The sequence below is a fragment of the Flavobacterium resistens genome, assembly GCF_900182645.1.
Classification (GTDB): domain Bacteria; phylum Bacteroidota; class Bacteroidia; order Flavobacteriales; family Flavobacteriaceae; genus Flavobacterium; species Flavobacterium resistens.
In genome coordinates this window covers 211,286-236,844 of the sequence record NZ_FXTA01000006.1, presented here as the reverse complement: position 1 = coordinate 236,844, position 25,559 = coordinate 211,286, and the positions used below count along the sequence as shown (strand labels likewise).

At 35.1% G+C, this 25,559-nt stretch carries 17 protein-coding genes; 2 read left to right on the top strand and 15 right to left on the bottom strand.

The features are described 5' to 3' along the window. Nucleotides 1–24: 24 nt before the first annotated feature. The 6 genes from FN795_RS19985 to FN795_RS19960 all read right to left on the bottom strand — a co-directional run bounded on the left by FN795_RS19985 (nt 25) and on the right by FN795_RS19960 (nt 8,139). The gene (locus FN795_RS19985) at nt 25–1,251 is read right to left on the bottom strand and encodes an SH3 domain-containing protein (RefSeq protein ID WP_142452254.1); all 1,227 of its coding nucleotides are present in this window, start codon (nt 1,249–1,251) and stop codon (nt 25–27) included. Then, entirely contained in the window at nt 1,244–3,673 is a 2,430-nt protein-coding gene (locus FN795_RS19980; RefSeq protein ID WP_142452253.1) for a DUF5675 family protein, read from the bottom strand. The genes FN795_RS19985 and FN795_RS19980 overlap by 8 nt, the downstream gene beginning before the upstream one ends. Nucleotides 3,674–3,683: 10 nt before the next feature. Further along, nucleotides 3,684–4,175 carry a DUF4280 domain-containing protein gene (locus tag FN795_RS19975; protein ID WP_142452252.1) on the bottom strand — a complete coding sequence of 164 codons (492 nt, stop codon included), beginning with the start codon at nt 4,173–4,175 and terminating at the stop codon, nt 3,684–3,686. A 139-nt stretch (nt 4,176–4,314) separates the two neighbouring features. After that, on the bottom strand, nt 4,315–6,516 hold the full coding sequence (locus FN795_RS19970; RefSeq protein ID WP_142452251.1) for a xanthine dehydrogenase family protein molybdopterin-binding subunit: 2,202 nt from the start codon (nt 6,514–6,516) through the stop codon (nt 4,315–4,317). Nucleotides 6,517–6,523: 7 nt separating this feature from the next. Continuing rightward, a complete protein-coding gene (locus tag FN795_RS19965; RefSeq protein WP_142452250.1) occupies nt 6,524–7,504 on the bottom strand; it encodes an FAD binding domain-containing protein in 981 nt (326 codons plus the stop codon). Beyond that, a complete protein-coding gene (locus FN795_RS19960; RefSeq protein ID WP_142452249.1) occupies nt 7,501–8,139 on the bottom strand; it encodes a (2Fe-2S)-binding protein in 639 nt (212 codons plus the stop codon). The genes FN795_RS19965 and FN795_RS19960 overlap by 4 nt, the downstream gene beginning before the upstream one ends. Before the next feature lie 321 nt (nt 8,140–8,460). Between FN795_RS19960 and FN795_RS19955 the strand changes: the two genes are divergently transcribed. Continuing rightward, the gene (locus FN795_RS19955; protein WP_142452248.1) at nt 8,461–9,597 is read left to right on the top strand and encodes a cysteine desulfurase family protein; all 1,137 of its coding nucleotides are present in this window, start codon (nt 8,461–8,463) and stop codon (nt 9,595–9,597) included. A gap of 76 nt (nt 9,598–9,673) precedes the next feature. On the opposite strand, the gene FN795_RS19950 is transcribed toward FN795_RS19955, so the two are convergent. Together FN795_RS19950 and FN795_RS19945 are read right to left on the bottom strand one after the other, a co-directional pair. Continuing rightward, nucleotides 9,674–10,294 (bottom strand): nucleotidyltransferase family protein, encoded by a 621-nt coding sequence (locus tag FN795_RS19950; protein ID WP_142452247.1) that lies wholly within the window; start codon nt 10,292–10,294, stop codon nt 9,674–9,676. Next, the gene (locus FN795_RS19945) at nt 10,272–11,396 is read right to left on the bottom strand and encodes an XdhC family protein (RefSeq protein WP_142452246.1); all 1,125 of its coding nucleotides are present in this window, start codon (nt 11,394–11,396) and stop codon (nt 10,272–10,274) included. Before FN795_RS19945 ends, FN795_RS19950 begins: the two co-directional genes overlap by 23 nt. A 224-nt stretch (nt 11,397–11,620) precedes the next feature. On the opposite strand from FN795_RS19945, the gene FN795_RS19940 reads away from it, so the two are divergent. Next, nucleotides 11,621–11,953 (top strand): YegP family protein, encoded by a 333-nt coding sequence (locus tag FN795_RS19940; protein ID WP_035651160.1) that lies wholly within the window; start codon nt 11,621–11,623, stop codon nt 11,951–11,953. Nucleotides 11,954–12,031: 78 nt separating this feature from the next. Here FN795_RS19940 and FN795_RS19935 read toward each other — a convergent pair whose 3' ends face one another. From FN795_RS19935 to FN795_RS19905, 7 genes are all read right to left on the bottom strand, one after another. Next, on the bottom strand, nt 12,032–13,969 hold the full coding sequence (locus tag FN795_RS19935; protein WP_142452245.1) for a family 43 glycosylhydrolase: 1,938 nt from the start codon (nt 13,967–13,969) through the stop codon (nt 12,032–12,034). A gap of 31 nt (nt 13,970–14,000) precedes the next feature. Beyond that, nucleotides 14,001–16,562 carry an alpha-L-arabinofuranosidase C-terminal domain-containing protein gene (locus tag FN795_RS19930; protein WP_244290011.1) on the bottom strand — a complete coding sequence of 854 codons (2,562 nt, stop codon included), beginning with the start codon at nt 16,560–16,562 and terminating at the stop codon, nt 14,001–14,003. Then, a complete protein-coding gene (locus FN795_RS19925; protein ID WP_142452244.1) occupies nt 16,562–17,932 on the bottom strand; it encodes a glycoside hydrolase family 27 protein in 1,371 nt (456 codons plus the stop codon). The genes FN795_RS19930 and FN795_RS19925 overlap by 1 nt, the downstream gene beginning before the upstream one ends. A 159-nt stretch (nt 17,933–18,091) precedes the next feature. Then, entirely contained in the window at nt 18,092–20,512 is a 2,421-nt protein-coding gene (locus FN795_RS19920; protein ID WP_142452243.1) for a sugar-binding domain-containing protein, read from the bottom strand. Between the two features lie 79 nt (nt 20,513–20,591). Beyond that, entirely contained in the window at nt 20,592–22,178 is a 1,587-nt protein-coding gene (locus FN795_RS19915; RefSeq protein ID WP_142452242.1) for a glycoside hydrolase, read from the bottom strand. 133 nt (nt 22,179–22,311) lie between these two features. Further along, nucleotides 22,312–23,949 carry a glycoside hydrolase gene (locus tag FN795_RS19910; RefSeq protein WP_142452241.1) on the bottom strand — a complete coding sequence of 546 codons (1,638 nt, stop codon included), beginning with the start codon at nt 23,947–23,949 and terminating at the stop codon, nt 22,312–22,314. Between the two features lies 1 nt (nt 23,950). Next, nucleotides 23,951–25,552 carry a RagB/SusD family nutrient uptake outer membrane protein gene (locus FN795_RS19905; protein WP_142452240.1) on the bottom strand — a complete coding sequence of 534 codons (1,602 nt, stop codon included), beginning with the start codon at nt 25,550–25,552 and terminating at the stop codon, nt 23,951–23,953. Between the last annotated feature and the right edge of the window lie 7 nt (nt 25,553–25,559).

The following is a 25,559-nucleotide window of genomic DNA, read 5'->3' as shown; positions in this document are numbered from 1 at the left end:
AAAAGTTTATTCAAAACCAACAGACTAGTCTACCTTTATTTTTGTCTTGAATACATATCCTCTTTTGCCTTCCTTTGTTTGAACGAACCACCAATCTCCAGAATTGCTTAGAACTTCCACTTCTGATCCTGTAATTATTTTTTGCAAAATCTCAGATGATGAATTTTTCTCTTTCCTTAGGTTTGTATAACCATCTGAATCTACAATACTGTATTTTTGTAAATTACTTTTTCTTGTTATGCATTTTTTAGCTCTCTCAGACTCATCAGGTATAGAAATTAATTTGCTTTCAATATTTGTTTCCTTAAGATTAATATATTGGAATACATCACAATAATATTCTATAGCGTTTTTACTTTGGTCGGTTAGTGTTTTATAAACTATATTTTTAAGTACCCAATTTTTATTTTCATATATTATAAAATAATCATTTTCAGAAAATCCTCTATCCGGAAACTTTGTTTTTATTAATAAGCCTTTTTTTGTGTTAGGATTATTTACAATATCATAAACGATATTTCCTCCGTCTTCAGAAAAATTAATTGTCTTTATAGAAAAAATGTAATCTTTTCCATCCCCTAAAAAAAGTATCAATTCGTTTCCCTTATAAGGTGCACTACTTATAAGCTTATCAAGAATATCATCTCCATTTATATCCAATGTTTTGATAATGTAATCGTCATTTTTCTCATAAAAGGTGATAGTATATTTAACATCTTCATCACCTTTTAAATTATTTGCAAATAGATTCTTTACAATAATTTTATTTTTTGTGTTCAACTTTAAAAACAACTCATTATGCATTTCTGGATGAGGTGAATCGAATAGGAAAAACAGAACTGATTTAGCTTTTTTTTCACTTAAAGAATTCAGCAACTCCATTCTTTTGTTTTTCAAAAAATAATTTATTGACTTATCTTGAAAATAATTAATCGCATCCGCATCCCATTTGCCGCCATAACAAATACTTGTTATGTTTTTTTCGTATTGCCTATATTCTTTCTTCAATAGCAAAGAAAACCAATAATCTATATATTTATTCGCATCATTGTATAAAGCATTTGGCTTATCAGTTAAATTATTCCATCCAAAATATTCATTTAAATTTTCAAATTTATCAGGGAATTGATTTAAAAATTCAATCTCATTTTTTTCATTATATGCTTTTTTAATATTAATTACATTTTTATTCTCTTGTGAAGAATTTCTACAACTAATTAATAAGAGCAATATCAAAATATACTTATTCATATTTCTGGGTTATTATTATTTTGGCATTATCGATTCCTTTTTCTTCGATATATTCAAAAATTTCTTTTAATTTATTTTTACTATTTCCAACAAAATCAACTGATCTAGTTGAACCGGGTAAAAGACAACCCTCAGTATCATCTGCTGTATTTCCTGAGTGAATTAAAATTGCTCTATCTTTAGAGACATCACTATTATAAACTTTTAAACCTTTTTTTATCTTTGTACCATTATGCCATGCCAAATTATAAGTTCCAATGGGAATTCTTTGTTCAATCCCTGAAATAGTAGTATCGGGCCCTTTTTCTTCCAATATAAATCCCTTTATTTCACTACCATCAATTGTAAATTCTCCAATTGTTGATTTTTTAGTTTCCCACTTCCTAATTAATCGAATAGTTACAGCTTTATCATTAATAGTATCTGTCGATACCTTTTCGGAAACTTTATTATCACATTCTTGAGGAAATTTAAATATATTTTTTAAAGTGGTGACATAATTTCTTCTCTCATACAATCCGTTACTGCCTCCATTAACTAAATAACTAATAACATCAACCTTATCATCATCAGCAATTAAACTAAAATCAACAGTGCCATAATTTATATTTTTATCTCCTTTTTTGTATGATATTTTATTTTTAGGATAATTAGGCTTATGAATTGTAACATATGAAGGAGCACTTGATGCAGGTGTCCATCTGTCTCCGACACTAAGAACTTTTCCTTGTTTCCAATACCATCCCGCTGAGTCGAAAGCATTTTCTAAATTATTAGCAATAACTTCATAATCATCTACACACTCTGTACCGCTAAAAGCTTTATAAATTTCATAATTGCTTTGCCATGTCAATTGCATTAGACCTCTACCAAAATATGGTTTATATTCACCCTTTTCACTATATTCTTTTGTAGTTCTAAACCTATCCGTTTCAAGATAAACTTGAGATAAAAAGTGGATTTTTCTCAAGCAAGTATTAATATTATATTTTTTAAAGATAATATTCAATTGGTTATAAAACTTTTCAATAGTTTTATCTTTCGAATCTAATTCACAATTATCAGATCCAAACAGAGTATATTTACTAGCTTTTTTTACTATGGATTCACTATCTCTTAACTTTTCTAAGATTTTGGTAAATTCTTCTAGGGTAAAATCCCTATTACAATAACAGTTACTTTTCTTTTTTTCATCTTTTTTACTATCTTCTACATCAACCTTCAAAACCTTATTAGTTGTTTCAACGGGATCCTGCTTAAAAACAGTAGCATCAACATCAACAATTGCACTTTTAATAAAATCATGAGTTTGTAAAACTTCGATTTCGGCAAATAATTGCTGCTCGTTTCCCTCAGCCCAATTGCTTCCGCCTAGGCTTCTTGGTATAGTATCTAATGGTACTGTTACTGTATGAAGGTCAGATTTAATAGTGAAATTATCAGTAAACAACAAGTCATTGCTAAACAAATCTTCATCGTATAATTTAAGGCGAACTTCTTTTCCTGTTAATCCTGTCGAATTTATCCAGACTTTAATCTGTTTTTCTTTAAACACACCTTTAATCTGATTCCCTGCTATATCTGTAATATGTACAGCATTAATTTTACCCTTTACTGCTTTTATAGCAGTTGGCACATTAGGTTTTTGTGAATCATTTTTAGGTTTCTGCTCTGTGGTTTTGTTTTTAACAGCCTGATGCGGAGTTGTTTTTCCTTTGTAGGGAGCAACTGGTGTTTCAAGCGCATTTACATTGATATTATTACTGGCTATTTTGCCATCATTGTACTCTGCGGTTACATAAAACTCATGAATTTTATCTTTTTCGTGACCTCTTCTTTCAGCAATTTTTGCAAAACTTGGTTTTAATAAAAAATCAATATCCGCCTTTCCGAATTTCACAATTCCAGAAAGTGTTTCTATAAAGTTTTTTTCATTGGCTTTATTATGCCCAGCACCTTTTACATCATCTTCCCACATGGTAACCGATACTCTGCGTCTTTCCATATTAAAACAAAATACCCTTGCTTTAACAGTTTGTCCGTATGATAAACGTCCTTTTATTTTGGCACCGTTTTTATCTAATAGTTCGATATGATCTATTTTAGGTTGTGCAGAAAGTGGTTTTATATCGAGTCGAGCTACTTTATCGCCTTTTCTTGCCAAAATACGAATACCATTTCTTGTCAGGCTTTTTTCCAAAAAAGTATAAGAAACCTTATTTCCTCTTTTATCATTCTCTTTTGTTTTTCGCCATTTACCTAATTCTAAAACATAAACTTCCCAAAAAACAGGATTATAAGAAAAACTATTTTCTTCGTTGAAAGGACTACTTGGAACTTTTTCAAAAAAGTCATTTACAGTATATATCTCAAGAACACCAACCACAGGGTTTGGATTTCCTATTATTTTAAAATCTGACATAATAATACATTTACTTACAAATTGAATCGTGATCTTCTAAACGCTCTTTAAATTCAGCCATATTAACCAACGGATTTATCTGATTACTCAAAAGCTCGCTTGCGTTTTTGATATTTTGCTTGCTTATCTCCACCTTCTGCCCATGTTTAACAAAGCTTATGCAGTCTGGCCCTCCAATTGGACAGGTTGCTTTACTGTCTTCAACTAATATTTTGCCCTGATTACTTAGAGTCACTTTTTCGTAGAAAGCACTCCATTGATTTATTACGGCCTGGCAAGGTTTGTAACTATTTCCAGTAGGCTGTAGCTTACAGTTACCAAAGGTGTTTTTCTCTAAAGTTTGTCCTATTTCTTTCGTGGTTGCAATTAGCTTTTTTGATGCATCTTTGTCATTTGCAAAATGTTTATTTTGTGATTTTACTTTTAAAATATCCGTTTGAGGCTTTTCACTAAACTTACATTTTAGCGTTGCACCTTGAACTACTACATGTTTTCTGCTCATAATTTTTTTTACCTAAATTAAAATAATTTTCTTACAAAATACAAATTATAATCTTTTTCTTTCATTATGGTTTTAATGCATAAAAAAATCCGTCTGAAATAATCAGACGGATTTTTAAATTTTATAAATATATTATTTCCTAAACCTTGGCAGTCTCAATAATCTTATCCAATGTAATTGGCAAATCTCGTACACGCTTTCCTGTTGCGTTAAAAACGGCATTTGCAATTGCAGGCGCCATTCCGACTAAAGCGGTTTCTCCTAAACCTTTTGTTCCCATTGGATTGCTGATTGGATCTTTTTTGTTTACGAAAAAGACTTCCTGTTTTTCAATATCAGCATTTACAGGAACATGATAATCGGCGAAATTATTATTGATTGGACGACCGAAACGATGATCGATTTCTAAAGCTTCCATTAATCCCATTCCGATTCCGCCAACAGCTCCTCCAAACATTTGTCCTGCTGAAGTTTTTTGACTGATTACAGTTCCAATATCAGCACAAGAAACCACATGCGCCAGTCTTATTTTTCCAATATTTGGATTAACTAAAACTTTTACAAAGTGGACAGAAAACGAATAAATTGAATATTTTCTAGCTTCTTCATTTCCTTTAGATTGTTTTTCTACTGCAAAATCTTCTAATTTATTTGAAGCCAATAACGAAGCCAAAGAAACCGTTTTTGAATTATTTTTTGAAGAAATTAAGCCATTGGCAAAAGTCAAATCTGCAATAGGAATTCCTTTAAAAGTCGGTGTTTCATTAGCCAAACCAAGTATTTTGCTTACTAATAAATTACAAGAATCATGAACTGCAGAACCCACAGATGAAGTCGTCGCTGATCCTCCTTGCGTAGGACCTTTCGGCAAACCACTTTTACCCATTTCTATAATTACATTTTCAACAGGCATTCCCATAATTTCTGCACCAATAGCTGTCATCATCGTTGCCGTTCCTGGTCCCATATCATTCACACTACACTGAAGTATTAAATTTCCATCGGCCGAAAATTTTGCTTTTACTGAAGTTGGACTTCTATAACAGCCAAAAGTTCCAGTTCCCATTCCGTATCCTACTAACCATTCCCCTTCACGAACTGATCCAGGTTTATTTTTGCGGTTTTTCCAGCCAATGCGTTCCATTCCGCCTTCATAGCACTCTAAAAGATATTTACTGCTCCAAGGCTTATTTTGTTCCAAATCTTTTTCGGCATAATTACGTTTACGAAATTCGATTGGATCTAAATCTAATTTATAGGCCATTTCATCCATAGCACATTCAAGTGCAAATGAACCCGTTGCTTCTCCCGGACCACGCATCCAGATTGGCGTACAAGTATCTAAAGGTACTATACGATAACGAGTTGAAACATTGGCACAATCATAAATAAAACGAGACATGTTTACCGTTCCTTCCATGAAATCTTCGTAGCTTGAAGTCATCGCAACGGCTTCATGCGTCAAGCCAGTAAGTTTTCCATCTTTGGTAGCGCCAAGACCCATTTTCTGAATTGTATAAGGTCTGAAACCAACATTCGTAAACATTTGTTCGCGATGCAAAACCAATTTCACTGGACGATTTAATTTTTTCGCACCAATCAAAGCCGCAATTTCATAGGGCCAAGTATGCAATCCCATTCCAAATGCACCTCCAACATATTCTGCATGCACCTCAACATCTTCCGCAGGAACATCAAAAACTCCTGCTACACTTCTGCGCGTTCCTTCAACACCTTGACTTTTGGTATATAAAATTGGTTTATTTCCTTCCCATTTTGCGATTATATTGGCTAATTCCATTGGATTATGAACTTCCGTCGGAATCGTATATTCGGTTTCCAAAACAACTTCAGCGTTCTTATAACCATCGTGTTCGCCACGGTGATAATCATTTCCTTTATCCGTTTCGACTTTCTTTTCTTTATCGGCTGCTTTTTTAAGTTCAGTCGAATGTTCTTCTTTAAAATAATCTGCCTTAATCAAACTTGCGGCATATTGCATACGCTCAAAAGTATCTGCAATTACGAGTGCAATTGGCTGATCGTAATACAATATCGAATCGTCTTTAAAAATCTGTAACGGTTGCCCAAAATTATGTTTGTCTTTAGCTTTTTGATATCCAGACGGCTTATCTACATTCAAATGTGTAATTACAGCCAAAACTCCCGGAGCCCATTCTGCTTTTTTAGTATCAATGCTTTTTATTTTTCCTTTCGCAATTGTGCTTCCGACCAAACAGGCATAAACAACCCCGTCTGTTTTATATTCAGCCGAATAAGTAGCTGAACCTGTTACTTTAGCAAATCCATCTACTCTATTAATATTACTTGTCTTGCTCATAATTCAATTATTTAGATGATGCTATAGTTAATGCTTCTACAATGGCATTTGGTCCAAGAGTCAATTTGAAATCATTATCTCCATAACTTTTTGCGCCCTTCATTGCCAAATTTGCAGCTTGTCTAAAAGTAGTTTCAGAAACAGTTTTCCCTTTCAGAAATTCTTCTGCTTCAGTCAGTCTCCAAGGTTTATGTGCTACACCGCCCATTGCCAAACGCGCACTACTAATCGTATTGTTTTGAATATCCAAAGCAGCAGTAACAGAAACTAATGCAAAAGCATAACTCGTTCTGTCTCGGACTTTCAAATAATGTACATTTTTATTAAAATTATTATCTGGAATTTCAATTGAAGTTATCAATTCTTTATCTAAAAGTGTATTGTCTTTTTCAGGCGTGTTTCCTGGCAAACGATGAAAATCGGTAAATTTGATTTGTCTTTTACCTTTTGGTCCTTCTACTAAAACTGTTGCATCCAGTGCTGCCAAAGCCACACACATATCGCTTGGGTGAACTGCAATACAACTTTCAGAAGCGCCAAAAATTGCCGACATTCTGTTTGAACCACCTATAGCACCGCATCCGCTTTTTGGAACTCTTTTATTGCAAGGCATATCAGTATTATAAAAATATGAACAGCGCGTGCGTTGCAACATATTTCCGCCTACAGTCGCCATATGTCTAATTTGTTGCGATGCTCCTGCAGCTAAAGCTAAAGCCAATAAAGGATGTTTTTCTTTAATTGCTTTATCCTCTGCAACCTGACTATTTTTTGCTAATGCACCAATCGAAACTTTTCCACTTAAGAATTCTATTTTTTTTAAGTCTAAAGATGTAATATCGACCAATTTATCAGGTGCAGCGATATTTTTTTTCATCAAATCAACAAGATTTGTTCCTCCTGCAATAAACATAGCCGAATTTTCTTTGTTGATGCTCGAAACCGCCGAATTGGGTGATAAAGCCTTAATTATTTGGAAATTTTTCATGACAGCATCCCTCCTTCCTTAACTTCTGTTATTGCATCAACAATATTATGATAAGCACCACATCTACAGATATTTCCGCTCATATATTCTCTAATTTCTTCTCTGCTGTTGGCATGGCCTTCTTTTATACAGGCAATTCCCGACATGATTTGACCAGGCGTACAATACCCACACTGAAAACCATCATGTTTTATGAAAGCTTCTTGCATTGGATGCAGTTTTTTTCCTTTCGAAAGTCCTTCGATTGTAGTAACCTGAGCGTTTTGTTGCATCGTAGCCAATGTCAAACAGGATAAAATTCGGGTTCCGTTTACGTGTACGGTACAGGCACCACATTGACCATGATCGCAGCCTTTTTTAGTTCCTGTCAGATGCAATTGTTCTCTTAGTAAATCAAGCAAAGTAGTTCTAGGCTCGATATTAAGATTATGTTTTTTACCATTTACTTCAATAGAAAGCGGAACAGTTTCTAAATATTCAGCTATTTTTTCATCCCATTTATTCTCAGATGCCATAACCAGTGAAGGTGGCGTAAAAGCGAGAGCGGTAAGAAGTCCTGATTTTTTTATAAAGTCACGGCGGGAACTTGAATTTTCCTCTGTTTCTTTACTCTGATTTGTTTTTTTAGAAGCCATTCAGTCTATTTTTAAATTAGCAAAACATCTTAGTTATTCTAACAAATTTAACAATCTTACGCCACAAAAAATTATAAAATTCAAACATTAGCTTTATTTAGAATAATTACAATTTCGTGGTGTGGTTTAACCGCAAAGCACGCAAAGTTATTTTAATCTTCCTCATGTTAAATAAACGCAAAGTTCGCAAAGCTGTGCGGATAAAGCTTTGCGAACTTTGCTATTTTGCAAATCACTCAGTAAAAAACCTTGCGTTCTTTGCGGTTAAAAAACAAGAACAGCAGATTTATTTTTTTATTTTTACAAGATCAACCTAAAATTATGTCTCAACAGCCAATCATCTATCTTGATAATAATGCTACAACACGTGTAGATGAACGAGTTTTGAATGCAATGCTTCCCTATTTTACACATTCTTATGCAAATGCCACAAGCAATCATCTTGCGGGGCTGACTATAAACGAAACTGTTGAAAATGCTACATGGCAAACTGCAAATCTTATTGGTGCTCACGAAGATGAAATCATTTTTACTTCTGGAGCAACAGAATCGATCAATCTTGCAATTAAAGGTTTGACAAATCAAGACCGAAAACATATTGTTACTGTTACAACCGAACATAAAGCAGTTTTAAAGACTTGTGAATTTATGGAATCTATCGGTTTTGAAGTCACTTATTTGCCAGTTGCGGCCAATGGTATTTTAGATCTTGAAGTTTTAAATCAAAGTATTACAGATAAAACAGTATTAGTCTGCATTATGATGGCTAATAATGAAACTGGTGTCTTTCAAAATATTGTAGAAATATCCAAAATCGTGCATTCAAAAGGTGCTCTTTTTATGTGTGATGCAACTCAGGCAGTTGGGAAAATTCAAATAGATGCTCAGGCGCTTGGGATTGATCTTTTGCCTTTTTCGGCACATAAATTTTATGGTCCAAAAGGCATTGGCGCGCTTTATATTTCGGCGAAAGCCAAAATTAAATTGGCATCGCAATTGCACGGAGGCGATCAACAGCGAAAACTACGAAGTGGAACGCTGAATGTTCCAGGAATTATCGGTTTAGGAAAGGCTAGCGAAATTGCTTTAGAAGAAATGAAAGAAGATCAAAAACAAATTGAAAAATTAAGGAATAAACTAGAAGCTGGTTTATTGCAATTTGAAGGTTCTTTTTTAAATGGAAGTTTTATTGATCGAATTTACAACACTTCAAATATCTGTTTTCCCGGTGTAAATTCAGAACAGCTGATTTTTGCTTTGGGAAACATTTCGGTTTCTAATGGTTCTTCTTGCTCAGCAGTTACATCAGAGCCATCGCATGTTTTGAAAGCTATAGGATTATCTGATGAAAATGCTTTGAGCTCGATTCGTTTCAGTTTAGGAAAGTTTACAACCTCAGAAGAAATTGATGAAACTATTGAACGAGTTCTAATTTTAACTCGACGATTAAGTCAGTAGTTTTAAAACTATAAAGCTGCTAGTGACAAAGTTTTTTTACACAAATGGAAAACTTAGAAACTCAGAATCTTAGAAACTAAAACTCAGACATCAATTTATTGTAATCATCTTCAGTATCGATATCAATATTTCCTTTTTCAAATAAAATAGAAACGACATCATCTGAAAATTTGCTGATTATTTTTTTTGCTCCTTCTTGTCCTTTTAATTCCAATAACTCAGCAAAGTATTTTTTATGAAAAAGAACTGGAGTTCCTAATGTTTCCGAATAAGCCGAAGCTACAATTCCTTTTCCGGTTTTATTATATTCCTGAATCAAATTTTCAAAAATCAAACTCGAAACATAAGGCTGATCACACACTGCAAAAATGCAATTTTCATAATCAGGATATAACGTCAATAATTTTTGAAGTCCATTCACAATTGATGACGCCATTCCAAATTCCCAATCTGGATTGAAACTTATTTTTATTTTTGACGGATCAAGCTCTTCTTCAATCAATTGATTATTTGCGCCAGTAACCACAATAATTTTTGCATTTGGAACTAAAGATGCTTCTGCAATTGTATTTTTCAAAAGCGTAGAATCTTTATATCCCAAAAGCTGTTTTGGCTGTCCTAATCTTGAAGAATTTCCAGCAGCCAAAATTACAATTCCTGTTTTATTTTGATTTTTATGCTCCATAATGAATTCCATCGTGTATTTTCCCTGACTTATATTTTAAGAAAGTCCCCGTTTTTTCCGAAGCAAAAGCTTTGATTTCTGAAACAATCGACAAAGCTATTTCTTCAGAAGTTTCAGCACCAATATCAAGCCCAACTGGACTATGAATTCTTTTTAGCTGTTCTTCATTTACATTAATTCCTTCCATTTGAAGATCATCAAGCATTCGGTTCAGTTTTGATTTTGGCCCGAGAATTCCAATATAACGACAATCTGTATTCAATAATAATCTTAAAACTGCCAAATCATATTTGTAGTTATGCGTCATTAAAACAAAATACGTTTGATCATCAATTGTTATAGTATTTAAAAAATCATCTGGTTTTACAACCAAAACCTGATTTGCCTTCGGAAAACGTTTTTTTGTAGCGTGCGCGCTACGTCCGTCTCCAACGGTTATTTCCCAACCCAATAAAGTTGCCATTTTTACTAATGGCTGCACATCATTTCCTGCACCGGCAATTACTAGAGAAACCGGCGGATTTATATATTCGATTAAAGCCTCGTCTTCTGAGCCTTCCTGCAGTTTTTTTATAGATGTTATTTTAGTTTCGAGTACTTCCTTGGCATCCGAAATCAAATTCAATACATTATTATGATGATGCAACATCGGACTGTCTTTTCTAAAAAATAAGCTTGTTCCTATTTGAGTTGCTCTTTTATTTAGTGAAAAAATCGTAACCACAACCGCTTCTTTTCTTTCCGCTTTTAATTGGCTCAAAAGTTGGATTGGGTTGTTTTCCAATTCGTCATTAATGTATTCAAACAAAATATGTACAATTCCGTTACATCCCAACTGGAGGCCAATTTCGGCATCGTCTTCATTGCTCGTATTATAAGTAACTAATTTATTTTGTCTTTGATTGATGGAAAGAAGTGCTTTTCGCAATGCATCGCCTTCCAGACAGCCTCCGCTTATAGCGCCAGTCAGCAAACCATCTTCAGTGACCAACATGCGGGCACCCGGTTGGCGATATGATGAACCTTCAACTTTGACAACTGTTGCCAAAGCTGTTTTTTTTCCTGCTGCATTTGCTTCTGAATAAGCGTTTAAAATTTCGCTGATTTCTTTCATAAAATAATTATTCATCAGCAAAACAAACTTCTGATGATTCTTTAACAGCCTAAAAGTAAAAAATATTATAAACTTAAAAGCAGGAAAATCATTTAAGTTTAAAATGAATTTGTACTTAACAATATCAAAACAATTATTTTTTCTTACAATATTATTTATATCCCGAAGTTTTGTATTTTTATAATTAGCAAAAAAAATATTACCTAACCTTAATAAAAAGCTACATGGGAAAATTTGTAATTACTAAAAGAACCAACGGAGAATTTCAATTCAATTTAAAAGCTGGAAATGGCCAGACAATTTTAGCAAGCGAGGGTTATACTACTAAAGCTGCCGCTACTAACGGAATTGAATCTGTGAAAACAAATTCGCAAGATGATGGCCGCTACGACAGAAAAGAGTCAAGCAATGGCAAACCTTATTTTAATTTAAAAGCCAGTAACGGACAAATTATTGGATCGAGCGAAATGTACGAAAGTGTTGCCGCAAGAGAAAACGGAATCGAATCTGTAAAGAAAAATGCTCCTGACGCTGAAACTGATGATCAGACGGCTTAAGGCTAATTTTATATTATAAAAAAAGCTGTTTCTATAAATTTAGAAACAGCTTTTTTTTGGGAAATTCACTCTTGAAATTTATTTTTTCAAAGCAGAAACTCCACTATGCGTTGGAACAACCTGCTTAATACTTCCATCAGCATTGAACTCTAATTTATCCATACAAACTTCGCGATGAAAACCTCCGGCCTCACCCATTTTAATTCCAGTTGGATATGAAAAACGGTGATACGTAATATACCATTCATCTTTATTCGGAATTTGTAAAACTGAATTATGTCCTGTTGCATAAATTCCCTGATCTGGAATTCCCTGAATTACAATATTATTTTGTGGAATTTCAATTGGTCCAAGTGGCGATTTTGAAGTTCCGTATCTTACTTTATAATTCGGGCTTCTCGTATCGTCTTCACTCCATAGGAAATAATACGTTCCTTTTCTGTAAATGATATAGGTTCCTTCACGGAAAGTTTTATCAACTTTTATCACTTTTGTACTTCCTTCTTTAAGTGAAATCATGTCATCATTTAATTCGGCTACAGCCATATATCCATTGCCCCAGTACAAATAACTTTTTCCAGTTTTTGGATCGGTGAAAACGTCTGGATCAATTTCCTGTCCGCCTTTTATTCCTTCTGGTTTTGAGCTTACTAAAGCTTTTCCGCTATCTTTAAATGGCCCCTCTGGGTTATCTGATGAAGCCACGCCAATTTTCTGAGCTGCTGTGAAATAATAGAAATACTTGTATTTTCCTTTTATCTTTTTCTCCACAATACATGGCGCCCACGCATTTCTGTTTGCCCAAGTAACATCTTTTTTAAGATCGATGATAATCCCTTCGTCTTTCCAATCTGTCAAATTATCTGATGAAAAGGTTTTGAAATAATATCCTGACCAACCATCAAATCCGTCACTTGTTGGGTAGATATAATATTTTTTTGTTTTGTTTGAATACAGAATTTCTGGATCAGCATAATAACCTTCCAAAACTGGATTATTATTTACTTTTGGAAGTTTCTCTGGCGTTCCCCATTTTGCTGTCAAACGTTTCAATTCTGAACGTGTAATTGGCAAAATCGTTCCGTGACGCGGATTAAAATCCATCGAAATGTCATTATCAATAACGGTGAAATTCTCTAAATCTTTGCTTTTTGTAAACTGATATCTTCCTTTTGTATAAACGTCATACATCAAAATATAATCGTCAGAATTGTTTAGTTTGAAAACACTTGATCCTTCAACGCCGTCATTTGTTTGTTGCAGATAATTATCATTTTCTGTCCAATTTCCAGAAGTTAAATCGGTTGTTGTGGCAACTTTAATTCCTGCTTTTCCACCTTCGGTTTTATAAAAAAGATGATACACACCATCTTTTTCAATAATGTCACCATCAATGCAAGCTCTTTCGGATTTTGGAACAAACAATAATTTTGGTGCACTTTCTAAAGCAGTGAAATCTTTATTCGCGTAAGCGTAATAAATTTTATCTGGGCCTCCAGCATATTGCAAACTAAAGTAAATTAGATATTTTCCGGCTTTTGCATCATAAATAGTTTGAGGTGCCCAAACACGTTTTAGGTTTTCATTTCCTGGAAAAGTCGTTTGGATATTTACAACACTGCTTTTCCAGTTTACCAAATCCGTGCTTTTTAATAAAATCATCGCACGATTACTATCCCAACCTTTTGACGAGGTCATATCGGTCAAAACCATATAAAAAGTTTTGCCGTCATCACCACGCAAAATATGCGGATCACGAACTCCTCCGGTTGAACTGATTACTTTACTGTCTAAAACTGGTTTATTGTCATTTAAGTGATAATAGTGATATCCATCAGCACTTACGGCGTAACGAACTGCTTCTTCTTCGACTTTATTTCCTGTGAAATAAACAAATAAATAGACGTTTAAATCCTTTTCAGCAATTACAGGCGGTGTTCCTTTTTGATTATTCTGAGCTTGCAAAACACTAAAAAATGACGCTAGTGCAACAAGGTTAAATTTTATTTTTTTCATTCTTTTATTCCTTTTATTTTCTGCTTTAATGTTAAAGCTTATTTGTTTTAATACGAATTACTGCAAACGAATATGGAGGCAATTCTTTTGAAAAAGCTTCTTTAACTGTCAACTTTTGTGTTGCAGGTCTTGCTGTTGTATTTTCTGGCGTACCCGTCAATATAGTATAATCACCAGTTTCAGTCAATGGTAAATTTCTTGTTTCTATTGAAGGCGTAACCGCAACCGGAAGCACATTTACTAACTTGATAATTAAATCTCCTGAAGCATTATCTTTTACAACAGAAACTCCAATACGTTTGTTAACTTCCGGATTTGCATCTGACAATTTCGTAGTACTTTCAATATATTGATTCCCCGGATTTTGTCCGTATAATTTTTGTACAAAATAATTCACTGTTGGTTTTACTTCGTCGCCGTTAAAATAAATCAAATCTGGATTCCATTGTGTATGCTTTTCTCTCGCCAATAAAGGTGCATAAGAAGCCATTTCAACAACGTCACCATTTCGTTCAACGCCAGTTAAATATAAGGCTTCCGCCAAAGCATTATAAAACTTATTACCTCGCGAAGCATATTCGCCCAAATAAACTTTAGATTTCGAGCGATCGTAACCATCATAAAAATTCTGATTGTTAATGAACCAACCTGGCGTTTGATAATAATGTTCGTCTACAATTGGCAATTTTAAATCATCGGCAATTTTCCAACCTTCATTGTAATCTGTTCCCTCAAAAAATGGTCCAACAGTTCCAATAACAATTATTTCAGGATATTTTTGCTGAACTGCTTTTACAATCATTCTGTAACGTTCTTCAAAAACATCGCTGATTAAATCTTCATTTCCGATTCCGATATATTTTAAATTGAAGGGTTTTGGATGTCCCGCTTCGGCACGTTTTTTACCCCAAACGGTATTTATACTTCCATTGGCATATTCGATTAAATCCAAAACATCTTGTACATATTCGTCCATATCTTCCATCGGAATTCCGAATTGCTGTCCAGAACCTCCATCAGATGAATTTTGACACGGAACTCCCGCTGCTAAAACCGGAACAGCTTCAGCTCCCAAATCTTCGCAAAACTGAAAATATTCAAAATAACCCAATCCCATCGATTGATGATAACCCCAAATATTTCGCATCGGAATTCTGCTTTCCAATGGCCCAATTGTATTTTTCCATTTGTATATATTGTGCAGTCCGTCACCGTGCGCCACACATCCGCCTGGAAATCTAACGAATTTTGGATGCATATCTGCAATTGCTTCAGCAAGATCCAAACGAAGTCCGTTTTTACGATTTTTAAATGTTTTCTGAGGAAAAAGCGAAACCATATCAACGGCAATTTCGCCACTAGTACTGATTTCTAAATGCGCATCTTTAACTGTTTTAGACGATTTTAAAACTGCATTTATTTTTTTCCAAGTTGCTGACGGAGTCAATACGGCTTCCGCCAAAGTTTCTCCACTTGCCGATTTCAAACGAACAATAGCTTTTGAACCTTTTGCAAAAACACTAAAATCGTATTTTTCATTGGCTTTCAAAGCAATTCCGTCGAAACCAGAATTGCTGATATTTCCTTTTAAAATTACAGCATAATTAGGATTATTTGGATGAATTGGATTTTCTTTTGCAATTTTAAAATCACCGCTCCACGCCATTGTTGCATTCCATTTTTCGTCTCTTTCTTTTTTGTCGTGCAAGGCATATTCGAAATCACGATTTTGGATCAATTCACCATACAAACCACCATCAGCAGCGTAATTGATATCTTCAAAAAAAACACCCGTTAGCATATTGCTGATTTTTTTTGACTGCTGACCATTTATTGAAATCTGAGCTTTTATAGGTTTTAAACCAGCAAAAAGCAAACTATCGCTTTTTGGAGAAGAATTATCTTGTCTCTCTCTGAATTTAGCCGATTCCATATTTCGAATCATATTGTCAACCAAATTCCAATCTACATGAAATAAGCTACCCTGAACAACGTCGCCCTGAATTGTAATTTCGTTTCTTAATTTTAAAGCAGAATTAGCATCAATTACTGACGGACTATAATTTTTAAAATCTTTAGTCGTGCTGTAATAATTTTTTCCGCTTTCGCTGAAGTGCACCGAATATTGACTATCTTTTTGACTGATCTGAACATTTGTAATCACCGATTTATCTTCACCTTTTCCAACAAAATTCTTCATTCCCTGAATATAATTTTGTCTTCCCCAATTCACTAAATCCTTGCTTTCTGAATGTGCAAAAACATTGTCTTTTACACTCCAAAAACAATGAAAAACTCCTGCATTGTCTCTAACCATAAAAGGCTCTGACATGCTTTTCCCTGTTGGTCCCCAACTTCCAAAATCAGATTTTAGAAAACTATATTCGGGACCAATTGAAAACCAATTTTTCTGATCGGTGCTCCATGCAAAATGAAGCCCGTTTTTTCCATTATTTTTTAAAGTCGAATAAGCAAATAAATATACTTTGTCCGGTTTTTCTGTTTTCGGCTTTAAACCAAATCCCGACAATATAAAAAGGACTGAAAAAAGCAATACTAATGCTAAAAGACTATTTTTAAAAAATCGCATCATTATTTTTTACCTTTTAATTGATATAAAACAGAAGCATGCGCTTTTAAAACTGTACCAATTTCTTTAGAAGAGATTTTTAATTTTTCACCTGTCCACATATTCAAAACTTCAACTGAACCTGTGAAACCAAGATCCGCAAGATTTACTGAAACATTTTGGGCTGCAACATCAGAAATATTGAACAATGCCAAATAAACACTTCCGTCTTTAGCATTTTTTGAAGTTACAGCAATTTTTCCATCTTTCTGGAAAAGTTGCTTTACTGCCGTGCTTTCATTGTGCATTTTTACAACCTCTTTATTCGTTAATAATGATAAAGTAAAAGCGTCATTGCTTGGCAAATCTCCACCAAAAAACAAAGGCGATTTAAAAATATTAAAGAAGGTAATTAAAGTATATTGTTCGTCTTTTGTCAAACGTGTCATTCTATCTTCACCACGTTCTCCACGTACTGAAATACGTCCTAGCGGAATCATATCGCAATCTGGCCAAGTTCCCGGCGCGATATATGGATACCATTTTTGAGCAACATCCATTAAATGTGTGATATGTGGCCAAGTGTCCCAAACGTCGTCAACCATTCTCCACATGTTTGCGTGAGAACTTACGTGTGGTGCGGCCGAAATTGGTGTTTCTCCTGGAGAAGTACTCAAAACAATTTTACGTCCGCATTTGTCGATAGCGTTTCTGATCAAGTTGATTTCACCTTCGTGATACGGTCTTGACAAATCATCGATTTTAATAAAATCAACACCCCATTGTGCGTATAATTCAAAAATAGAATTGTAATATTCTTGTGCTCCAGGTTTGTCAGCCACAACAGTGTAATTATCTCTCAACCATTCGCATTGCAAAGCTGTTGAATAAATTTGATCAGCTGTAATTCCGTTTGTTCCTTTAATAGGAAGCTTTTCTTCAACTGCTTTTTTAGGAACGCCACGCATGATATGAATTCCGAATTTCAATCCTTTTTTATGAATATAATCTGCTAAAGGCTTAAAACCTTGTCCGTCTTTTGCAGAAGGAAATCGGTTTACTGCCGGTAAATATCTCCCGAATTTATCCATCACATAACGCGGATCTGTCTGATTGTAACCGCCAGCTTTGTCGTTTTCAACAAACCATCTGATATCAACTACAATGTATTCCCATCCATATTTTTTAAGCTCTTTTGCCATATAATCGGCATTGGCTTTTACTTCGTGTTCTTCTACAGTTGGTCCGTAACAATCCCAGCTGTTCCAGCCCATTGGAGGAGTTTGAGCCCATTGCTTAAACTCTTCTTTAGCAAATGTTTTGTTTTGAGCATTGGCACAAATTGATACAAAAACAACTCCTAAAACCAGAGTAATTCTATTCTTAATTTTCATTATAATGTGGTTAGATGTTAATAAATGTAAAATTTACACTTCAAATATAATAAACTTTATTCGTAAAATGCAATTAACCTGCCTGTAAACCAAAAATACAGACAGGTTAATTGAAAAATTAAAATAACTAACTAATAATTCTCTAACTTAGAAAATGCCTTATTTCACGTTAATTGTCACTTCTACAGGTTTTAACCATTGACTTGTAAACGTAACTTTGATAGGCTGTGCATCGCCAGTTGCCTGAATATAAGCTGCAATATGTCCGTGAAAAACTCTTTGTACATTGTCTGTATAATCGGTCATGTCACCGTTGTTTCCAGCTTCAAGTCCTAATAAAATTCCTGGCCCACTAATTTTACAAGTCACTTCATTATCTGAAAGCATAACCGGAAGACCATTTTGATCTTTTACCTGAACCATGATTTTTGCGACACCTTTATCTTTGCTGATTGTGATGTCTTTTTCAGCAATTGTCAATTCAACCGGCTGTTGTGTCGAATTGATTGCATAACGGCTCACTTCTTTATCATTTGCATCTAAACCAATTGCCTCTAATTTTCCTGAAGCAAATGGAATATCCCAATAAATAATTCCGGTTTTTTCGTCGTATGCTTTAGTTTCACCAACCACTTTTCCGTTTAATTCCAAGCGTGCTTTTGCAGCATTAGTATAACAAACTACACGGATTTTTTGTCCCGCTTCGTAATTCCAAATTGCCCAAGCATCTTTAGAGACATCTTTCTCATTTATCAACGGATAAGTTCCAACATAAGCCATCGGTTTATCTGACCATAATGACTGACGGAAATAACCGCGAGGTTTGATTACGCCAGCAAAATCAACTAAACCAGAGTAAAATCCTCTTGAAGGCCATCTTCCAGATTCTCCTAAATAATCAATTCCTGTCCACAAGAATTGCCCAAAAATATGTTTGTTGTTTTTAACTGCTAACCAAGGTTCCATATCGTGAACGTTCTCACTTCCGTAAATAACTCTTTTTGGATATTTTGCATGATCTGACTGATATTTGCTTTCCGTATAATTGTACCCTGTAATGTCTAAAGCTCCTGGATATTCTGTTTCGTTAGACATGGCAACACCTGCTAAACCAGCTGTTGTAGGACGCGATTTATCGTATTTTTTAACTGCTGCAACCAAACGTTTTGCGATTGCTCCAAGACGCATTGCATCTGGTGCATCTGGTTTATAACCTCCATAAGCCGCTTGCCCAAAACCGTCTTTTCCTTTATCCAAAACTGGGTGCGAATATGGATCATTTGGATAATCTACTTCATTACCAATACTCCATCCGAATACTGAAAGATGATTTCTGTCACGACGAACAAAATCTTCCAGATCTTTTTCTGCATACTCTGCAAAAATATCGAAAGAGCCTTGGAAACCTGGAGTTCCATAATTCCAACCTTCAAGCCATTTACGTTTTGGGAATTCCCATTCATCATAAGCTTCGTTTAAAACCAATATACCTAATTCATCGCAAAGTTCATAGAAATCTGGCGCTTGTGGATTATGACTTGTACGGATGGCATTTACGCCAATTTCTTTCAACGTTTTTAATCTTGTTTTCCAAACTTCTCTTGGAACTGCCGAACCTAAAACTCCTGCATCGTGGTGCAAACAAACACCTTTCATTTTCATCCATTTCCCGTTAAGAGCAAAACCATTATTTGGATCGAAAGTGAAATCTCTAAAACCAGTTTTAGTTACAGTTTTGTCGATTTCTTTTCCGTCTTTTAAAACTGTTGTTTTAAGTTCGTATAAATTCGGGTTTTCTAAATCCCATAATTGCGGATTTTTGACATTTATTTTAGTCGAAATTTTTCCACTTTGTTTAGCAGCAACTTCAATTTTTGAAGAAGCCTTTGCTACTGATTTTCCATCTTTTGAAAACAATTCGTTTATAACTGTCAAAGATGATTTTGCAGAAGAACCGTTCTCTACATCAACCTCAACATTCAAAATTCCTGCTCCTTTTTTCACTTCTGGATATGCATAAACGCCCCATTGTGCAATATGAACTGGGTTTGCATACACTACCCAAACATTTCTGTAAATTCCTGAACCGGTGTACCATCTTGAATCAGCGCTTTGACTGTGATCTACACGAACAGAAATCGTATTTTCTCCACCGTATTTAATAAATTCTGTTGCATCATAAGCAAAAGAAATGTATCCATTTGGACGTTTCCCTAATGAATGTCCGTTGATAAAAACTTCACTTCTGTTATAAACTCCTTCAAAATACAAATACACTTTTTCACCTGATTTGCTTTGCGGAATATTGATTGATTTTCTGTACCATGCAATTCCGCCCGGCAAATAACCTTGACAGCTCGCTAAAGTTGGACTTAATTGTCCTTTTACGCTCCAGTCGTGAGGCACATTTACATTTTGCCATTTACTGTCATCAAAAACAGTATTTTTTGCATCTGGAGTTTCCTGAAGATTGAATTTCCAGTTGTCATTAATTTTCTTTGAATCTCCAAACGATACTTGACTGCTTGCAGACAAACACGAAAAGAGTAATACGGGGATTAAGATCTTTTTAGTTAACATTTTTTTTAGTTATTTTTTGTTTCAGGTTTCAAGTTTCAAGTTAGGTTTGAACGTGAAACCTGAAACTTGAAACAATTTTTTAATATTGTAATTCTCCCACAAACGTCACTACCGATTTTGCTGGAATTTCTAGATTGTCAATTTTCTGAATTTCTGCTTTTTTTAAATTTGAACTTTCAGAAGTGATGTACGGCGTAAACTCATTATTTTTTAAAGTTCCTTTCGACAAATCGAACTTGTATTTTTGAGCCGATTTTCCGCAATTTACGGCAACTACAATTAGTTTTTTATTTTGAACATCTTTGTACGCCGTTAGCATTACATCATTTGCTGAATCTAATTCGTTTTGATTTGGAACATCAACTCTTTGCATTCCCGGACGAACAAAAAGTGAATAATTTCCTAAAGCCCAAAGCAGTTTTGAATCGTGAAATTCTCCATCGTTTCGAACATAATTTGGCTCCGTTCCGCCTTTGCTTTTTCCGTCATCCAAATAAATCAAACCGTCTTTATAATCGACTCTCGTTATTGATGTCCACCATTGCCAAGAAGCGGCGTTTGCAACAGCTATATCATTATGAATCAAACGCGCCACAAATAAAGCGGTTTGCATTCCTAAATCTCTTCCGCCGCCTGAACCGCCGGGAATTTCATTTTCTCCCGGATTTTCTAAAATGCAGTATTCAGATTGCCAATATTTCAAACCTGGATTTCTTTTTATTTCCGCTGCAATTAATTTTCTGCTTAAAACTTGTCTTTCAACCGGCCAAGTTGTAAAGTAACTGTGACCAAGAATAACATTCTTTATATTGGAGAATTTCGAAACGTTTGTTTTGGTTTTTCCAAAGAAAAAATCAATCTGATTGTCACGATTTTCTTTATTTACATTTTCATACAAATAATCGATTTGAGCGGCTTCGGCAATAACAATTTCAGTGTTCATTTTATTAGCTTTCAGTTTTTCCGAAAGTGATTTGGTCAAATCATAAATTTCATCATTCGTTGCCGGAGTTCCTTCCTGACTATTTGTATCGCCATGTTTTGGCATCCATTCCCATTGCGGTTCGTTTATTGGACTTACATAATCGAATTTAATTCCTTCTTTTTTCTCCAATCCCTGAATACTTTGAACTAAGAAATCGGCAAATTTTGGAATTGCACCATCTTTTAGATTCAGTTTATTCTTCTGAGAGGCAAAAGACAATCCGTTGTTTGTCATGTGTACCGGCGGACTATTGGTAAAGATCAAGAATTTTTCGACACCGCGTTTTTTAGCAGCTTGTAAAAACCATCTTTGTCCTTCTTGTTTTGAAAAATCGTAAGTTCCGTCAGCGTTTAAGAAACATTCGCTTCTTCGCCATTCGTCAGAAACTTTACTATTTTCACCTTGCTCCGTACTTCCGGCACCAAGATTGAATCTCCAGATCGAAAGCCCAATTCCTTTTGGATTTCCCTGCGCATCAATCTCTTTGCTGAAAAGCAAATCGGCAATGGCATTCTTTTTTTGTTCTGGCCAATTTTTTCCCACAAACTGAGTTCTCCACGCATCAGAACCTCCAAAACCATCCATCGTCTGAACGACTTTATCTGTACTGATAATGGCAGTTCGTTGTGCAAATGACAACGAACTCATTACCAGAAAAAGTGAGATATATACTTTTTTCATTTAATTTTTTTATTTTCTTGTTGACGTATTTTTTTATCGTCTTGTTTGTCATTCCTCGTTCCTCGGAATGACAAGATTGTGGTAAAACCTTTGTCTTTTGTCCCGATAGCTATCGGGATTGTCCCTTTGAACCTTATTTATACGTTCCCACAAAAGTCACCACTGACCTAGCCGGAATTTCTAAACTACCAGCATCAACAGCAGCTCCTTTCTTTAAACTTAACGTTTCAGAAGTTGTATAAGGCGTCAATTTGTTATCAGTCAAAGCTCCTCCTGCCAAATTCAATTTATAGGCTTTCGCCGATTTGCTGATGTTAACTGCAACAATTACAAGTTTTTTAGTAGCTGCATCTTTATAAGCTGTTACCATGACATCGTTTAAAGCAGTAGCGTTATCAACAGTCGGAATTTGAACTCTTACCATTCCCGGTTTTACGAAAAATGAAAAATTTCCTAAAGCCCATAATGTTTTTGAATCTCTGATGTAACCGTCATTTTTGCAATAATCAGCATTTCCAGCTCCGTTGCTTGCGTTGTCATCAACATGAATCAAACCGTCTTTGTAATCGCCACGGCTGATTGCTGTCCACCATTGCCAAGAAGTAACACCACCAAGAGCAATATCTGTACTAATGATACGTGCTGTCCAAAGTGCAAGCGGCATTCCTAAATCTCTTCCTGCTCCTGCTCCGCCTGGCAATTCTGCTGTTCCCGGACTTTCTAAAACACAATATTCTGATGACCAAAGACTGACACCACCAACCGACTGAATTCTTGAAGCAGCTTGTTGTCTTGATGAAATCATTTCGCTCAAAGGCCAAGCTTGCCAATAACTATGTCCAGAAATGGTTTTCTTTACATTGCTCAATCCAGAAATCTTTTTAGTTGAATTTGCTCCAAAGAAATAATCAATTTGATTTGATCTACTTTCTTTTCCAGAAACTGTTTTGTAAAGCGATTCATAAGATCCTGCTTCTCCAACAACAATTTGAGCAGCAAGTCCTTTAGCCTGTAATTTTGGAGACAAAACATTTACAAAACTGTAAATATTTGCGTTTGTCGCCGGCGAACCTTCTTGTCCAGAACCGTCCCATTCATATTGCGGTTCGTTAAACGGACTCACATAATCGATAGTTAAGCCGTGTTCTGTTTTTAATTTTTCTAATGAAGTAGCCCAGAAATCAGCCAATTCTGGCATTTTTCCATCTTTCAAATTATAAAATTCTTTAATGCTCGCGTGCGCTTTTCCGTTTTGTGTCAAGTAAACTGGTGCGCTATTGGCGAAAGCCAATAATTTTTCAACACCACGTTCTTTAGCGGCTTTCATAAACCAAACCTGACCAGCTTGTTTATTCATATTGTAGCTTACACCATCTGTCGTGAAACATTCTGTACGTCTCCATTCATCAGTAATATCACTTGCGTCGCCTTGTTCTGTACTTCCAGCTCCAAGGTTAAAACGCCATAATGATAGTCCGATTCCTTTTGGATTTCCATCAGCATCAACATCTCTGCTGAATAATAAATCGGCTATTTTATTTCTTTTATCCGAAGGCCAATTTTTTCCGATAAAATTAGTCTGCCAAGCATCAGAAGCTCCAAAACTTTCCATAGTCTGAAGATTCATATCCAAATTCACATTCAATTCGGCAACCGAATTTTCAGAACCTGAATTATCCGATTTTTCAGAGTCGCAAGCCACAAAAAGTGAGCTAGCGAAAAGCAAGCCTGCACACAGCAGACTTACTTTATTTTGACTATTAAACCTCATTTTAATAACCAGGATTTTGTGTGATTAAACCGCCACTCAAATCAATTTCCAATTGAGGAATTGGCCATAATAAGTTTTTCGCAGGATTAAAATTAATTCCTTTATCCTGAGGTTCTCTCAAGTTTGTAGTTTCGTAAGGATCAGTTGAACTTAAGTTGTATTTCACGAAAGTTCCGTTTGGTCCCATCAAAGATTCGATTACAGGTCTTCCTGTTGTTGGATCTTTTTCACGGCGAATATCGTAAAGACGTAAACCTTCAAAAGCCAATTCTAAACGACGCTCTTTATAGATTTGTCTCAATAAAGTTGGTCCAGAAAGTCCTGTTTTTGGATCTAATTTTACACGCGCTCTGATGATGTTGATATCTGCCAAAGCATCTCCGCTAGTATGATAACTTGCTTCTGCTCTTGTCAAATACATTTCTGCCAAACGAATCAGCGGAATGTTTAATGGCAAGTGACCATCTTTTTTATCTAAAGAACGACGCGTTGCAATTGGAATATAATATTTACGGCAAATACGACCTGATTTATTATCATTCAAACTGAATTTGTGCGTTGGATTTAAAACCTCATCGCCGTAAGCAGCTTCACCCCATTTCGTAATCGTACTTCTTCTACGAATAACATCATTTTCTGATAAATAAGCATTTTCTAAATCGCTTGTTGGCATACACCATCCCCAACCGTCAAGAACATCAGCAGCATCGTTGCTTGGGAAATTCTTTTTGTCTTCTCCCCTTGCTCCTGCTAAAGTAGGAAGCATAGAACCTAAACTTTTATCCTGAACTGATGAAGACTGCGCTTCAAGAATTGACTCCACTCCGTTATGATTATTTACATTCCAGATATTCAAGAAATCAGCTTCAAGAGCATAAGGTCCTTCAGTAATAACCTTATTTGAATATTGTTTTGCCTCAGCCCATTTTTCCTGGAACAAAGACACACGAGCCAATAAAGCATAAGCAGCCCATTTGTTAACCCTTCCTTGTCTGTTAACTGGAATCGTTTCTAATTTTGCAGCAGATTCTTTAAGATCGGCTTCAATTTGTGCATAAACCTCTGCTGCTGAATTGCGCTTTAAAGTCAAATCGCCAGTTCCAAGAGATTTTGTATACACCGGAACTCCTCCAAAAAGATTTACAAGCTCATAGTAGCAATAGGCTCTTACGAAAAGAGATTCTCCCATATACTGATTTTTTTGAGCTTCGGTAAGTGGCGATGCAGCCATTTTCTCCAAACCAAGATTAGCCGATTGGATCGTGTAAAAATGCGCCGTATAAATACTATTCATATCACCCATATTGTCAGGTGTAATGATATATTGCGAAGATGGTCTGTGCGCACCACTATCCTGTCCTGTGTTACCCATCCAGGCATCATCTGTTGACATTTCATTGGTTACTCTTGGCGCAACTAAAGTCCACCAATCATTCGGAATTAATAATCTGCGTGTTAATTCATTTGCATAATTTTCACACTCTTGTGCAGTTTGAAAATAATTTTCTAAGGTTTGTGTTCCTCTTTCTTCTTTTTCAATAAAATCGCTGCAAGAAACTGCTAATAGAGAAAAAGTGATTAATGATACTATTATTTTTTTCATGATCGTT